Consider the following 15,065-nt stretch of genomic DNA (forward strand, 5'->3'; position numbering starts at 1 on the left):
ATGAGCTTTGTTCAGGAAAGAGTGCCTGAAATGGCGCGCAGGGTGTGTGCAATTCACGTGAATTTGCGTATGGTTCTGCATGAAAAACGCAGGAAAATAGGAAGCGGTGCATGGTTGATGCGTGGGATGGCTTTGATTTGAAACTCCTGACCGCCTTGCAGGAGAACGCGGCGCTGACCAACGCGGAGCTGGGCAAGGTGATCGGCCTGTCTGCAAGCCAGGTCTCGCGCCGCCGCCAGAAACTGGAAGAGGCAGGCGTTATCCGGCGCTACCGGGCAGCGCTTGATCCGGAAGCGCTCGGCCTGAGAGTGACCGCCTATGTTGGGGTCACCCTTGGCGCGCACAGCCGCGAGAACGCGCGCAAATTCCGCAACATGGTTACAGCGATGCCTGAAGTGCAGGAGGCCCATACGCTCACCGGCGATGTCGACTACATGCTCAAGATCGTGGTTCCGGATCTGAAGAAACTCAGCCGGATCATCAACGACGATCTGCTGCCGCAGGAAGCCGTGCAGCACGTGCGCTCGTCCATTGCAATGGAAACGCTCAAGGACGATAACCTGCTGCCGCTCGGGTAGGCGGCCTTGTTTGTGTATGCAAATGTAACGCAAACTTGCGCGTCCTGAAGAAAGCACCATCTGTTAGGGCAATTGCGATTTGCCCCGGAAGGGGCCGTTTAAGGGAGCACTTCATGTTTGACGCAAAATCCTTGCTGGACCAGTTTCTCGGTGGCCAGTCAGGCAATCAGTCCGGCAATCAGTATGGCGGCCAGGGCGGCGCGCAGCGCGGTGGCGGCTCGGGTGATCTGCTGTCCCAGGGCAAGGATTTTCTGTCTTCTCAAGGCGGCGGTCTGGCGCTCGGCGGTCTCGCCGGCCTGATGCTCGGCTCGAAATCGGGCCGCAAGATCGGCAAGAAGGCCGTGACCTATGGAGGTCTCGCGCTGGTGGCGGGTCTCGCCTACAAGGCCTACCAGGGCCACAAGGCCAACCAGCAGAACGCACCGCGTCCGCAATATCCCCAGGACGAGCCGATCCCGCTCGAAGCACCGCGCGGAACGGCCTTCGACCCGGCGCAGCAACCGGGCGGAGAGAATGCGTTTGCGGTCGCCTTGTTGACGGCCATGGTCTCCGCGGCCAAGGCCGACGGGCATATCGACCGAGAGGAACAGGACCGGATCTTCGCCAAGATCGACGAAGCCGGCCTCGACAGCGAAGCCAAGGCCTTCCTGATGGACGAGTTGAGATCACCGCTCGACCTGGACAAGGTCGTCGCCAGCGCAACCTGCCCCGAAACGGCGGCAGAAATCTACGCAGCCTCCCGTCTTGCCATTGATCCCGATCACCCGGCCGAACGCGCCTACCTGCAGATGCTGGCCGCGCGCCTCGGCCTCGAGCAGGGCCTGATCGACGAAATCGAACTGGCCGTGCGCGAAGCCGAAATGGCCGAATAGCCTTTACGCTATCTTCAGTCCGGCAGGCAACACGGCCCGAAATCAACGCCCGGGTCATGTCAGGCGAGTACGGCGAAAGGACTGGAGCAACTTGCCGTCCGGCGCCGGTCAGTCCGGCATTGGCCCTGCATAGTGCGACGCCGGGCGGATGAGTTTTCCGGTGTCCTGCTGCTCGATCACATGCGCACACCAGCCGGCCGCCCGGCCGGTGGCGAAGAGCGGTGTGAACAGCGACCGGTCAATGCCGATCGCGTCCAGAAGGACGGCGGTGTAAAATTCCACGTTGGTTTCCAGGGGCCTGTCCGGCTTTGCTGTTTTCAGCGCGGCGAGCGCGGCCATTTCGATGTTTTCGGCAAGCTGCACTTTGGGATTGTCCCTGCTCAGTTTCCGCAAACCGTCTTTCAGGACGTCAGCGCGCGGATCCCGGGTCCGGTAGATCCTGTGGCCGAAACCCATCAGGCGTTCCTTGCGTGCCAGTGCCTGCCTGATCCAGCTCTCCGCATTGCCGGGCTCGCCGATCGCGTCGATCATGTCCAGAACCGGGCCGGGCGCACCGCCATGCAAGGGGCCGCTCAAGGCACCCATGGCACCCAGAACAGCCTGCTTCATGCTTGCCTGGGTCGAACCGATCACCCGTGCCGTGAATGTCGACGCGTTGAGACCATGGTCGAGAATGGTGACAAGATAGCGGTCAAGCGCATCTGCGTGCGCACTGACGGGGGTCTCGCCGCCAAGCATGCGCAGAATATCTGCCGCTGTCGAAAGCGTGCTGTCCGGCGCGAGCGTTCTCTGACCGGTCGAGATCCGGTGCGAAGCTGCCAGGAACACGGACAGGGCGCCGACAATCGACACCGCCTCGGGCACGTCCTTTACCGGCTGCAGCGCGGACAGGCCAAGTTGCATGCGCTCGAACACGGACAGGGTATCTGCTGCGCTTTCCAGGAGGGGAACGAGGGAAAAGGCGGCAATCCTTGCTTCGCCCAGGGAGATCTTGAGCGTGTGCACGTCGACAGGCTCGACGTCCTGCCACAGGTGCGAGATGGCCTGTTCGAACGGGACTTTGCCTGCAAGGTCCTCGATCTTCCGTCCGCGCAGGATCAGCGCACCCTTTTGCCCGTCTACCGCGCTCAGGCGCGTCGTCGCCGCGACAACGCCGTCGAGTCCTGCGGTCGGGTCCTGTTTCATCTGAGCCGGATTTGGCACTTCTGTCATGGTCAGCTCCTTCTTTGGGTGCGCTCAGATAGATGAAATAAATTGCATTGATCAATGTTGATGATTACAATCAATACATGAGCACACCCATTTTTCTGTCCGCCAAGGAAGCGGCAACCGAACTTGGCGTTCAGCCCGCAACGCTTTACGCCTATGTCAGCCGCGGCCTGATTTCCTCCGTTGCCGGGCCGGGCAAGAAGCGGCGCTACGACGCTGCGGATGTCCGCCGGCTCAAGGGGCGGCGGCAGGTCGAAGACCACACCGGTGCCCGACCCCTGACCGGCGACCCGGTTCTCGAGACCGAACTCACGCTGATTTCCGAAGTGGGCCCGGTCTACCGTGGCAGGCTGGCGAAGGACCTTGCCGAAACGTCGACGCTGGAAAGCGTTGCAACGCTTTTATGGGCCTCGCCTGACGATCCGTTCGCTGGCAATATTCCAAAAAGTCCGCCGCCGATGCCCGAGGGGCTCGCGCCGCTCGACCGTCTCATGATGGCGCTGGCGGCGTGGCCGCTGCAGGACAGGGCCGCATTCACCCTTGCGCCGCGATTGCTTCAGACAAAGGGCGCGGCCCTGCTGCGCTATTGCGTGGCTGCACTGTTGGATCAGCAACCGGTGGCGGTTCCGATCCACACGCAGATTGCTGATGCCTTCAACGTGTCGGCGAGCGCGAAAAACGTGATCAGGGCGGCACTGGTTCTGTGCGCCGATCATGAACTCAACACCAGTGCCTTTGCCGCGCGCTGCGCGGCGTCAACACGCGCACCGCTCCATGCGGCGCTCCTCTCAGGCCTCGGCGCGTTTGCCGGGCCGCGCCATGGCGCAGCGCCGGACCGGGCGGCCGCCTGGCTGTCTGAGATCCAGTCTGAGACGGACATCGAGCAGGCCCTTGCGGACCGGCTGGCGCGCGGCGAAACGCTGCCCGGCTTCGGACACTCGGTCTATCAGGACCGCGACCCGCGCGCGGATTGTCTGTTGGACATTCTTTTTCGAACCGAGGCGGACAACCCTTTCGTTGCGCGATTGCCGGAGCTGACCACGGCGGCCGACGGTCTGTTCGGTCTGCCGCCGAACATAGATTTCGCCTTGGCGGCCATCCAGCGGACCTATGATCTGCCCAAGGACGCGGCCAAGATCATTTTCTGTTCCGCGCGAATCACCGGTTGGATCGCCCATGCGCTGGAGCAATATGCCGCCCATGAAAAAATCCGCCCGCGTGCGGCGTATGTCGGGGAGCGGCCCGAGTAACACGGTCCCGGCCTTGATCTTGCAGGGTCACGAACCCTAACCTCGGATTGGAACAAGGCTGGGAGAACAGGCGTGACAGGTATCGTTGAACATGTCGCCAATGTCATGGTGCCTGTCCTGCTTTGCGTCCTGCTCGGCTATGCGCTGGCCTATTTCAAGGCACCGTTCGACCGGAAACTCTTTGGCTCGCTTGTCTCCAATGTCGGCTATCCGACCCTGATCCTGTCCCATCTGGCAAAGGAACATATCCAGCTTGAGACCTTTCTGACCGTGCTTGGTGCGGCTGTCGCCATGATCGTGGTTTTCGGAACGCTGGGATTTGTTGTCCTGAAACTGATGCGTATTTCGATCAGGGCCTATCTGGCGCCGATGATGCTGTCGAATGTCGGCAATATCGGCCTGCCGGTCGCGACGCTTGCTTTTGGGGCGGAGGGCGGAGCCGTGGCCATCGCCTTCATCGTGGTCGTCCTGACGGCGATCTTCACGATCGGCATCGCGATCCCGATGGGGCGGCCGGATTTCAAGGCCCTTGCCCGCCAGCCGGTGATTTACGCGGTGATCCTGGCGCTTCTGCTGCTGGCGACCGGCTGGAAGATCCCGGGCCCCATCGACCAGAGCCTGGAGATCCTGGGAGGACTTGCCATACCGATCATGCTGCTCACGCTCGGCCATAGTCTGGAAACACTGAAACTGAACGGCGTGTCGCGCGCGGTCGTCCTGTCGCTGGTCCACGTCGGTATTTCGGCGATCGCGGCCTTTGCGATCACCCATGTGCTCACGCTCGATGCGAAGATCGAGAGCGTGATCGTGCTTCTGTGCTTCATGCCGCCGTCCGTGGCAACTTACCTGGCGATTTCGCAGCATCAGCCGGATCACGCCCACGGCGTGGCCGCATTCATCTTCGTGTCCACTTGCCTGACGCTGGTGACGCTGCCGCTTGTCCTGACCTACTGGGCGACGGGCTGAAACCTGTAAGCAAAGTGGACGATCCGCTTGTCGCCGCGCTGCTCCTCATGGAGTTCCGTCCAGCCGGCGCGTTTGTACCAGGCCCTGTTTTCATGCATCAGCACATTGGTGTAGAGGCGAAGTTCATTGAAGCCCTGCTCTCTCGCACGCTTGAGAGCCCAGTGCAACATCTCCCGTCCGAGACCCTCGCCCTGCCTGTCCGGGTCCACGGCGATGCTTTCGATCAGAAGGTGGTCGCCCTGCGGAACAAGAACAAGGCTCGCGCCAATGCCCGCCGCGCTGCGCATGACCCACACGTCGGCACTGCCGATCAGGGCGGCATAATCCGCTGTCATCGGCAACGGCACCGCGTTCATGATCGGTATGAACCTTTCATAGGCCCGCCGGGCAAGCTCCGTCAGAGCGGTTGCGTCCTCCGGTCTTGCCTGTTCCGGATCTTTGCCGCTGGCGTCCCGGCTCATCCCGTTCAGGGCCGGGCCTTCATGAACGATTCAAAATCGCTCATGCCTTGTGCCCGGTCGAAACACCCGAAGGCGCCGCCGTCTTTCATGTCCTCGGCTGCGGCAACAAAAGCGCCAAGGGCGATCCGCGCCAGTCCTGCGCCGATCGACACCCGGGCGACGCCCATATCCGCAAGTTCCTTCCGGGTCAGGTGAAAGTTCTTGCGCCCCGCAAGGATGTTGACCGGCCTGTCGACGGCCGCAAGCACGGTGGTAATCTGGTCCTTGTCCTTCAATTGCGGCGCATAGAGGCAGTCCGCGCCTGCCTCCGCAAAGGCGTTGAGGCGCTTGATTGTTTCATCAAGCTCAAAAGCGGTCTTGACCGGGCCTTCGCTGCGCGCGGTCAGCACGAAATCGGGTGCGGCACTCATTTTCGCATCGACCGCGGCTTTGATCCGGTCGACGGCCTGATCTAGCGGATAGTACGGGTCCTGCGGATCGGTGGTGTAATCCTCGATCGAACAACCCGCCAGTCCGGCTTCGATGGCGCCCCTGATCGTCTCGGCAACGTCCTCGGGGCTGTGCCCGAACCCGTTTTCAAGGTCACCGTTCACCGGCAGGCTGGTGGCGCTGACGATATCGGCGGCGTGGGCGAGCGCATCGTCGCGGGTGATGTGGCCTTCGGCATCGCGCACGCCCTTGGTCCAGGCGAAACCCGCGCTTGAGGTCGCCATCGCGTCGAACCGCATTCCATCGAGAATGCGGGCAGACCCGACGTCAAAGGGATTGGGCATCAGGAACGCCCGCCCTTTTTCGTGTAGGGCCTTGAAAGCGGCGCAACGGTCGGCGGCGGTCTGCATGGCGCAATTCTCCCTTTGGTTGTTGAAATCGGATTTGTCATCCCAAGTTTAGCACGAGATGCCGTCTCGGGACCGGACGCTTCCAAAACATGTGCCTGGATGCCAGCACCAGTTTACCCAAAAAGAAGGAACCGGTTTGACGGACGAGGCCAACCTCAAAGGAAAAGAAAAAGCTCTAGCCGTCTGCCCGGGTCACCTTCGCCGCGAAACAACCCCGCTTTGCGAAATGAAGGTGCAGGTAATCCACGTCCGGGTTGCTGAAAAAATTGGATATCAGCCCGGCAACCTCGTGTCCGTCGATGACATCGGCATCGATGATTTCATGCGCCGCGTTGAACGCGCGAACCGACAGCAGCCGGCTGGAAATGGATGCGGGCACAGCATCAGGTGCCGGATGGTTCTCCAGTGCGCCGTCGCCGACATAGATCGCATGGCGCGACCGATAAGGTGACTTGCCCGGTTGATGCTCGAAATTCAAAAGGAAAACGCGTTGACCTTCGGCAAGGTCAGTCAGCGACACCCGGCAAGGCGCACCGCCATCGGAAACATGAACCTGAACGTTCTGCCGTGCGAGGTCTTCATCACTAAGCCCGTAGAGATGGGAAAACGCATTTTCGGGAAGGGGATTGATCTGAAACATGGAAAGCCTCCTCAGTGGATCTGAGGCGACCTTATGGACGGCACGCGCGCGCGGCGACCCGATTTGCGAGCCGTTATTGCGCGGCCGTCTGCTGCCGGTGCCAGCCGACAAGCAGGATCATGCCAATGATCACGAGATAGGGCAGATGAAAGCGCGTTTCATAATGCGGGAAAACGACGTACTTGGCACAGATCGAGGTGAAGGCCGCATAGAGCAGCACCCTTGATCTGAGATTCAGACGATCGGCAGAAATGCCCTTTGCAAAAAAGACGACCAGCCCGAACAGGACGGCAATCCAGGTAAAGCCCATGACTGCCCTGACCGTCGACCGGACGAGCATTTCGACATAGGCCGTGATGGAAAAGGGCGGATCGAAATCCTTCAGCGTCGGCACGTACTCGATATGCGTGAACCACATATGCACCCACCAGCCGGGGTGATCCGCACCGCGCGTCAGCCAGACATAAATCCCGAGACACGCTGCAAAGCAGGCCGACATTGCCCAACGTCCAGGCCCGTAGACAGCCGCGAACACGAAGAACACGCCGACAAAGGCAAGGTGATCCGGTCTCACCAGAAAAGCGCAGACAAGCGCGAGTGCGGCGGGCACATCCCATTTTTCCAAAAACAAGAAAGCAGCCAGCAACAGGAAGAAGGTGGCGTAAAGATCCGGCGAAACGAGCTGTGCCGCATAGCCGAAGCTGCACAGCATGAGAAACGCAGCTGCGACGGGCCCGTAGCTGAGTGTCCCTGTCCTGCCGAGCCAGACCAGCAAGACCGCGCCGACGGCAAAAACGGACAGGAGTGATATCAGCCGGAATGCCTCGACGGTGCCGGCAACGCCCGACAGCAGGCGCGCGGTTTCGACATAAAGCACCTTGAGACGGTAGAAGCCGAGCATCGTCTGGAAGGCGTCCGCATCCTTCGCCTGATGGATGCGGTAGGGCCGGTCTTCCGTCAGCGTGACATATTCACCCTCGCTGACATTCGCTTTCACAAGAGCATAGGTCTTTGTATGCAGGTCGGCCGCATCGGCGGTTTCGGGCTCGATCGCGGTGGCCGTATAGGCCAGCATGTCCCAGTTCGAAACCGGAAACACCTGCACCACTGCTGCCGTCATCAGGATAAACAGGCACAGTACCGCCGCACCGATCCAGCTTCGCAAGGGCGCATAGATGCGGCTTGCGATGCCGAAAACGGCCAGGAAAACGCCTTCCAGACTGCGTTGAGCAATGTTGGACATAAATCGAGCCTCGCGTGCAGTACCGTCTCCTTTGTCGCAAGGTCTCGTAAGAATTACGTAAACAGCCTCAGCGGCCGCGCCGGGCCATGCCGAGCGAGGAGGGTGCGGTTTCGCGGAAACCGAACTTTTCATAGAGCCGGTTTGCCGGCACATCCGCGATCAGGCTTACATAGATCGATGGGGGCAACTCCGTCTCGATATGCTCGACCAGCGCCGCCATGATTTTCTGTCCGAGCCCCTGCCCCTGATAATCCGGATGCACGACGATGTCGGTTACCTGAACGAACAGGCCGCCGTCTCCGACAAGCCGTCCCATGCCGACCGGTGTCTCACCGTCGTAAAGCATGACGGAATAAAGACTGTTTTTCAGGCCGATCCCGGCGGCCTCGCGATCGTAGCGACTGAGCCCGCCGGCCGCCCGCAGGCTCAGGTAGGTTTCCGGGTCCGGGGTCGTCGTGATCACGCTGATTGTCATTTCGGTTCCAGGTTCCTTCAATCCTTTGTCCTGCTGCCTTTCAGGGTGTCTTCATCTCTAGTCGGTCGCGAATTTGTTCGCCAGTGGGACCTTATTCATCCAGCGGCTAGTCACCTGAATCTGAAGTTCGTCTCGTTTTACAGCTCGCTCCGAACGAACTTCAGATTCAATAAGGTGACTAGCAAGTCTATGTTTCTGGTGCGGTTTACGAATTTGAAATTCGCTTTGGAAGTCGCTGAAACAATGAGGCGTATTTCAAATTCACCGCACAAGCTTGACCGGGCACCGCTGCTCGTGTCTCCATCCGGAAAACGGATATTGGAGGAATGATGCACGACCTTGGGGCATGGGATTACGTGATTGTCGGCGCAGGCACCGCAGGCTGTGTTCTGGCCAACCGCCTGTCGGAAGACCCTGACGTCAAGGTGTTGCTGCTGGAAGCGGGCAAGAGTGACAACTACATCTGGGTCCATATTCCCGTCGGTTACCTTTACTGCATCGGCAATCCGCGCGTTGACTGGGGCTTCAAGACCGCTCCAGAAACGGGCCTGAACGGCCGGTCGCTGCTCTATCCGCGCGGCAAGGTGCTTGGCGGCTGTTCGTCGATCAACGGCATGATCTACATGCGCGGCCAGGCCTGGGACTACGACCACTGGCGCCAGCTCGGCCTGACCGGATGGGGCTGGGAGGATGTGCTGCCCTATTTCAGGAAATCCGAAGACCACTACGCCCTGGACGATGACAAGCACGGCCAGGGCGGAAACCTGCGTGTTGAAGAGCAGCGCATGTCATGGGAGGTGCTCGATGCGTTCCGGGAGGCTTGTGCACAGACCGGCATCCCCAAGACCACGGATTTCAACACCGGCGACAATTTCGGTTCGGCCTATTTTCAGGTCAACCAGAAATCCGGGCTGCGCTGGAACGGAGCAAAGGCTTTCCTGCGCCCGGCGCAGAGCCGTTCCAATCTCAAGATACTGACAGAGGCACATGCGGAGCGCATCGAATTTGCAAACGGCAAGGCGAGCGGCTTGACGCTTGACGTTGCAGGCGAACCGGCAACCCTGCGCGTGGACGGAGAACTCATTCTCGCGGCTGGCTCCATCGGGTCACCGCAACTTCTTGAACTCTCCGGAATAGGCAGACCCGAAGTCCTGAAAGAAGCCGGTGTCGAGCCGCGCGCGGAAAACCGGAATGTTGGTGAGAACCTGCAGGATCACCTCCAGCTGCGGCCCATCTTCAAGGTCAGGAACACCCTGACGCTGAACCAGATGGCAGGCAACTGGGTCGGCAAGGCGAAGATCGGACTTGAATATCTGCTCAAGCGGTCAGGCCCCATGTCGATGGCACCCAGTCAGCTGGGCGCTTTTGCAAAGACCGATCCCTCGTTCGAAACACCCAACGTGCAGTACCATGTGCAGCCGCTGTCCCTGCCGAAATTCGGGGAACCGCTGCATCCGTTTCCAGCGGTGACGGCAAGCGTATGCAACCTGCGGCCGGAAAGCCGGGGCCATGTCCACATCACGTCTGCGAACAAGGCCGATCACCCGGAGATTCAGCCCAACTATCTTTCTGCGGAAGCCGACAAACGCGTTGCGGCGGATGCGATCCGGCTGACACGGCGGATCATGGCCGCACCTGCCATGCAGCCGTTCGAGCCGGAAGAATTCTTGCCGGGACCGGACCTGACGGACGAAGACGATCTGGTGAAGGCAGCCGGTGAAATCGGCACGACCATTTTTCACCCGGTCAGCACCTGCCGGATGGGAACGGACGAAGCGTCCGTGGTCGACGGCCGCCTCAAGCTGCGGGGCTTTGACAATATCCGCGTGATCGATGCCTCGGTCATGCCGACGATCACGTCGGGGAACACCAATGCGCCGACGATCATGATCGCCGAAAAGGGAGCCGACATGATCAGGGAAGACCGCCGTGCGGCAACTTGATGGCGTTGTTGAAGTCCGCCCGCCGATAAGCTAGTCACCTGAATCCGAAGTTCGCTTCGGAGGTTGCAGGAGCAATGATGCGAACTTCAAATTCACCGCACTGGCCAGTTGACTGATTGCGAGCCTGGGTCACGAATGTACAAGCGTTTTTGTCTGGCCATAGCCTTCATGGCAGCGCTGCTTCCGCCAATTGCAGCCGCGTCCGAACTCACGGTCTTCGCCGCTGCCAGCATGCGCGAGGCGATGGAGCGGATCGCGTCCGAATTCGAAAGTGAGACCGGCATGCGCGTGGTCTTTTCCTTTGCGGGGACCGGGACCCTGGCGCGGCAGGTCGAAGCGGGTGCGCCGGCTGATCTTTTCATTTCTGCAGACAGCGACTGGATGGACTACGTAGCGGAAAATGGCGGCGTCGAACCTGCGAGCGTGCGTCAGATCGCGTCCAACAAGCTCGTCCTGGCCGGTCCGAAGGAGTCTCCCGCGCTTGGCCTGAACGCAGCGGAGATTGCCGGTTTCCTGGACGGTCAGCGACTGGCGATGGCGGATCCGGACACGGTTCCGGCAGGCCGCTACGGCAAGGCTGCGCTTGAAAACCTTGGCCTGTGGCAATCGGTCTCCGGCCAGCTTGCACCGATGGAAAACGTCCGGGTTGCCCTGGCGTCGGTCGCCAGGGGCGACACTCCGCTCGGACTTGTCTATCGCACGGATGCCCAAATCGAACCGAATGTGGCCATTCTGGCGACATTTCCGGACACAAGTCATCCTGAAATCCGCTATCTTGCGGCTGTGACCGAGGTGAGCAGCAACCCGGCTGCGGACCCTTTTCTGGAATTCCTGACCGGCCCGGACGCACAAGAAATCTTGCAATCTCTGGGGTTTGTGACCGATAAGGTGGAGTAGTTTGCCGCCACGGGGATGGTCTTGAGCGGCAAAATGAGCAGCAGACCGGGCGCACGTGAACCTTTTCGACCTTCAACCCGACGAATGGCAGGCACTTCTGTTGACTTTGAAAGTCGCAGCTGTCGCGCTCGCCGTCAGCCTGCCCGTGGCTGTTCTGGTGGCCTATCTTCTTGCACGAACCCGTTTCCCCGGCCATGGGCTGGTGAATGCGCTGGTGCATCTGCCGCTGGTTCTGCCGCCGGTGGTGACAGGGTACGTGCTGCTTTTGATGTTCGGCCGCAAGGGCCCGGTCGGCGCGTTTTTGTCTGACACGTTCGGGATCAGCTTCGCCTTCAGCTGGACCGGTGCCGCGCTCGCCGCCGGTGTCATGGCCTTTCCGCTGATTGTGCGCCCGATCCGCCTGTCTTTCGAAGCGGTCGATCCCAAGCTGGAAGAAGCGGCAAAATCCCTCGGCGCGCGCAGAATTGTCGCGTTTTTCACCGTGACGTTGCCGCTCGCCCTCCCCGGCATTCTGGGCGGAGCCATCCTGGGCTTTGCCAAGGCCATGGGTGAATTCGGAGCCACGATCACCTTTGTCTCCAATATCCCGGGTGAAACCCGCACGCTGGCACTTGCCCTTTACACCGCGACCCAGACCCCCAGCGGTGATCTGGCCGCTTTCAGACTGACGCTGATTGCCGCCTTCGTTGCTTTCGCGGCCCTGATCGCTTCCGAATTGCTGGCGCGCCACCTGCGTTCGCGCCTTGGAGGTGCCGATGCTTGACGTCGATATTGCCGGCACTGTCGGCAGCCTCGAGTTTCAGGCCAGGTTTGCAAGCGAGGGCGGCGTTACATCGCTGTTCGGACAATCGGGCTCGGGCAAGACGACGCTGACCAACATGATCGCCGGTCTTCTGGTGCCGCAAACGGGGCGGATAAGCCTGGACGGAACCGTGCTGTTCGACGCGGCGCAGGGCGTCAACCTGCCGGTCCAGGAGCGGAGGATCGGCCACGTTTTTCAGGATGCGCGCCTCTTTCCCCATCTGAGCGTCAGGTCCAATCTCACCTATGCGCGCTGGGCGGGACGGCGCAAGGGAGATCGGGATCTGGATGAAGTCGTCGATCTCCTTGGACTGTCCACTCTTTTGGAGCGAAAGCCGGGCAGACTGTCGGGAGGTGAGAAGCAGCGGGTTGCCATAGGGCGGGCGCTTCTGTCCGATCCGCGTCTTTTGATCATGGATGAGCCGCTTGCCAGTCTCGACCAGGCGCGTCGCAACGATATCCTGCCCTATCTCGACCGTTTGTGCGGCGAAGCCGGAATACCCATCCTCTATGTCAGCCATTCGATCGAGGAAGTGGCCCGGCTGTCCGATACGCTTGTCATTCTGTCAGACGGCCGTACGCCCGCCTACGGTCCGGTGGCCGAGATGCTGACCAGAACCGACCTTGGCCGGGCAACCGGGCGCCACGAGGCCGGCGCCCTCATCCACGGCAAGGTTACGGGAATGGATGCGGCCTGGGGGCTGACCCTCGTCGATATCGGCGGTGCCGTTCTGCAGATCCCCGATCTGCCGGCCGAAACGGGTGACACGGTGAGGCTCCGGATCAGGGCGCGCGATGTTGCCCTCGCGCTGGAACCGCCTAAGGGTCTTTCGATCCGCAATGCGTTCGAAGCCTCCATTACCAGTATCTCGGAGGAAACCGGCCCGTATGCGGAAATCCTGTGCGTGCTCAACGATCAGACCATCCGGGCGCGCATCACGCGGGCCTCCGTCGCCGATCTTGATCTTGCAGCCGGCAAGAACGTCACCGTGCTGATCAAGAGCGTGGCCATCGACAGGCGGCAGAGAAGTCTGGTGTAGCAAATTTTCCAACCCCGACGATTTTGGTCAATTTCACGGCGGAATTTCGTGCAGTATACTGATCCGATGATGCGCAGACCAAAGCGCCTGGCTTGGCGCAAGTTGAAATTCGGCATTGGTGCCGGTCTGGTCTTGGCCACACTTCTGATCGTGTGGCTGACAGGTCTGGCCAGCCTGCGTATCACACTTGCGGAAACTGAGACCCGCGCGGAGGCGAACCTCGCCGTGCAGACCGCGGTTCTGGAACGCCTTCTGGACAAGTTCCGGCTGCTGTCGCCCCTCTTGGCACGCGGACCGGACATTGCCGGGCTCATCGGCGCCGAAAGGGTCAACGCGGAACCGGGTATTGCGGCGGTCGCAGCCGGCATGTCCGGGGCGGAGGAAATCTGGCTCATGGACGCATCCGGCACCGTGATCGTCTCCAGCCAGGAAAGCGTGCCGGCCAATGCCATCGGAGGGGCCAGGACGATACCGCATGCCTTTGCGCAGGCGAGCCAGGGTCAGCTTGGCCGCGAATTGATCCCGGGCACACCTGATGCCCCTTCCAACTACGTTTTTGCATCTCCGCTGAGGCGCGGCGACACATTCCTCGGCGTGCTTGCCGTGCGCGTCAGCCTCGATGACGTTGAGCAAGCCTGGGCTTTGAGCAAGGACCCGATCCTTGCGCTCGACGGCCGCAATCGCGTGGTTGTTTCCAACGTGCCCGCGTTGAGAGGCAAGACAAGAGACGAACTCGACCCGAGCTGGAATGTCGCCGATCTGTCGCTGGCGGGCCGGATGCAATTGCTTCTGCCTGCCGCCGGGGCGAGCAATTCACACATGCAGCTGACGTCGAACCTGCCGGTACTGGAATGGGAAGTGCGGACGCTTGTCGACATCGAGGATGCACGCCGTCAGTCCGGATGGGCAATGCTCGTCGCCCTTCTGGTCTGTGTCATCGCGGCGGGCGGCATCTGGTTGCTGATCGCGCGGCGCGAAGAATTCGTGCGCGAGGAGCGGCGCAACAGGGCGTCGGCGCTCCGCCTGGAACGCCGCGTCCAGAGCCGGACCGCTGAACTGCGCCGGGCCAACACCCACCTGGAGCGGGAGGTCAGGGAACGCGAACAGGCGGAGGATAACTTGCGCCAGACGCAGGCCGAACTTGTTCAGGCGGCCAAACTCGCAACGCTCGGGCGGATGTCGGCTGCTCTCAGCCACGAGTACAACCAGCCTCTGGCTGCCATCAGGTCCGACGCGGAAATCGCGGAAATGCTGATTGATCGCGACCGGGCCAACGAGGCAAAATCAAATCTGGCGCGCATCGGCGGCATGGTTACGCGCATGGGTGAAATCGCCAAGACGCTCAAGGGCTTCAGCCGCAAGTCGGGAACGGATATCAAACCGGTCTCGCTTCGTCAGGCCATCGACGAGGCCCTTCTTCTGCTTCAACCGCAAATCAAGCAGAGCGGATTTGTGCTCGACCTGAACCTTCCCGACCAGGACATTATCGTCAAAGGCGGGCGTATCCGGCTTGAGCAGGTCATCATCAACCTGCTGGCCAATGCCTTCGACGCGGTGCAGTCCCGCCCGGCACCGCTGGTCAGCCTGTCGCTGGTTCGCGAGGATCGGGAGGCGGTGCTGCAGGTCGCCGACAACGGCACGGGGATCGACGCGGAAACGCTGCCCCAGATCTTCGATCCCTTCTTCACCACCAAGGATGTCGGTGCCGGTCTTGGATTGGGCCTGTCGATCGCCTACAAGATCGTCCATGATTTTTCCGGAACGCTGAGGGCGGAAAACCGGGAAGGCGGCGGAGCGGTCTTTACGATGCGCTTGCCGATCGCGGACAAACAGGTGCTGGCGGCGGAATAG

The 15,065-nt window shown here is 61.0% G+C and carries 15 protein-coding genes; 9 read left to right on the plus strand and 6 right to left on the minus strand.

Translation table 11 applies throughout. The features are described 5' to 3' along the window. Positions 1 to 110 precede the first annotated feature (110 nt). Both RBB49_RS26185 and RBB49_RS26190 read left to right on the plus strand, forming a co-directional pair. Positions 111 to 578 (plus strand): Lrp/AsnC family transcriptional regulator, encoded by a 468-nt coding sequence (locus RBB49_RS26185; RefSeq protein ID WP_306145901.1) that lies wholly within the window; start codon positions 111 to 113, stop codon positions 576 to 578. A gap of 113 nt (positions 579 to 691) precedes the next feature. Next, positions 692 to 1,450 (plus strand): tellurite resistance TerB family protein, encoded by a 759-nt coding sequence (locus tag RBB49_RS26190; protein WP_306145902.1) that lies wholly within the window; start codon positions 692 to 694, stop codon positions 1,448 to 1,450. Positions 1,451 to 1,558: 108 nt separating this feature from the next. Here the strand turns inward: RBB49_RS26190 and RBB49_RS26195 are convergent, their stop codons facing one another. Beyond that, positions 1,559 to 2,662, minus strand: coding sequence for a citrate synthase/methylcitrate synthase (locus RBB49_RS26195; protein WP_306145903.1), 1,104 nt, complete (start codon positions 2,660 to 2,662; stop codon positions 1,559 to 1,561). 77 nt (positions 2,663 to 2,739) lie between these two features. Here RBB49_RS26195 and RBB49_RS26200 point away from each other — a divergent pair, with 77 nt between their 5' ends. Next, complete coding sequence (locus RBB49_RS26200; RefSeq protein WP_306145904.1) at positions 2,740 to 3,909, plus strand: citrate/2-methylcitrate synthase; 1,170 nt, start codon at positions 2,740 to 2,742, stop codon at positions 3,907 to 3,909. A 72-nt stretch (positions 3,910 to 3,981) separates the two neighbouring features. Beyond that, positions 3,982 to 4,875: an AEC family transporter gene (locus RBB49_RS26205; RefSeq protein ID WP_306145905.1), complete on the plus strand. Its 894-nt coding sequence runs from the start codon at positions 3,982 to 3,984 to the stop codon at positions 4,873 to 4,875. On the opposite strand, the gene RBB49_RS26210 is transcribed toward RBB49_RS26205, so the two are convergent. The 5 genes from RBB49_RS26210 to RBB49_RS26230 all read right to left on the minus strand — a co-directional run bounded on the left by RBB49_RS26210 (position 4,857) and on the right by RBB49_RS26230 (position 8,533). After that, a complete protein-coding gene (locus tag RBB49_RS26210; protein WP_306145906.1) occupies positions 4,857 to 5,336 on the minus strand; it encodes a GNAT family N-acetyltransferase in 480 nt (159 codons plus the stop codon). The genes RBB49_RS26205 and RBB49_RS26210 overlap by 19 nt on opposite strands. Positions 5,337 to 5,341: 5 nt before the next feature. Next, the gene (locus RBB49_RS26215) at positions 5,342 to 6,175 is read right to left on the minus strand and encodes an oxaloacetate decarboxylase (protein ID WP_306145907.1); all 834 of its coding nucleotides are present in this window, start codon (positions 6,173 to 6,175) and stop codon (positions 5,342 to 5,344) included. A gap of 175 nt (positions 6,176 to 6,350) precedes the next feature. Continuing rightward, positions 6,351 to 6,815 carry a DUF1203 domain-containing protein gene (locus RBB49_RS26220; protein ID WP_306145908.1) on the minus strand — a complete coding sequence of 155 codons (465 nt, stop codon included), beginning with the start codon at positions 6,813 to 6,815 and terminating at the stop codon, positions 6,351 to 6,353. Between the two features lie 73 nt (positions 6,816 to 6,888). Continuing rightward, a complete protein-coding gene (locus RBB49_RS26225; RefSeq protein ID WP_306145909.1) occupies positions 6,889 to 8,058 on the minus strand; it encodes a hypothetical protein in 1,170 nt (389 codons plus the stop codon). A gap of 67 nt (positions 8,059 to 8,125) precedes the next feature. Beyond that, positions 8,126 to 8,533 (minus strand): GNAT family N-acetyltransferase, encoded by a 408-nt coding sequence (locus RBB49_RS26230; protein WP_306145911.1) that lies wholly within the window; start codon positions 8,531 to 8,533, stop codon positions 8,126 to 8,128. Between the two features lie 329 nt (positions 8,534 to 8,862). Here RBB49_RS26230 and RBB49_RS26235 point away from each other — a divergent pair, with 329 nt between their 5' ends. From RBB49_RS26235 to RBB49_RS26255, 5 genes are all read left to right on the plus strand, one after another. Then, positions 8,863 to 10,476 carry a GMC family oxidoreductase gene (locus RBB49_RS26235; protein WP_306145942.1) on the plus strand — a complete coding sequence of 538 codons (1,614 nt, stop codon included), beginning with the start codon at positions 8,863 to 8,865 and terminating at the stop codon, positions 10,474 to 10,476. A gap of 135 nt (positions 10,477 to 10,611) precedes the next feature. Beyond that, a complete protein-coding gene (gene modA, locus RBB49_RS26240; RefSeq protein WP_306145912.1) occupies positions 10,612 to 11,373 on the plus strand; it encodes a molybdate ABC transporter substrate-binding protein in 762 nt (253 codons plus the stop codon). Between the two features lie 55 nt (positions 11,374 to 11,428). Further along, positions 11,429 to 12,136 carry a molybdate ABC transporter permease subunit gene (gene modB / locus RBB49_RS26245; RefSeq protein ID WP_306145913.1) on the plus strand — a complete coding sequence of 236 codons (708 nt, stop codon included), beginning with the start codon at positions 11,429 to 11,431 and terminating at the stop codon, positions 12,134 to 12,136. After that, positions 12,129 to 13,214, plus strand: coding sequence for a molybdenum ABC transporter ATP-binding protein (modC, locus tag RBB49_RS26250; RefSeq protein ID WP_306145914.1), 1,086 nt, complete (start codon positions 12,129 to 12,131; stop codon positions 13,212 to 13,214). Before modB ends, modC begins: the two co-directional genes overlap by 8 nt. Before the next feature lie 48 nt (positions 13,215 to 13,262). Beyond that, positions 13,263 to 15,065: an ATP-binding protein gene (locus RBB49_RS26255; protein ID WP_306145916.1), complete on the plus strand. Its 1,803-nt coding sequence runs from the start codon at positions 13,263 to 13,265 to the stop codon at positions 15,063 to 15,065.

The sequence above is a fragment of the Roseibium sp. MMSF_3412 genome (genome assembly GCF_030733265.1).
Classification (GTDB): Bacteria; Pseudomonadota; Alphaproteobacteria; order Rhizobiales; family Stappiaceae; genus Roseibium.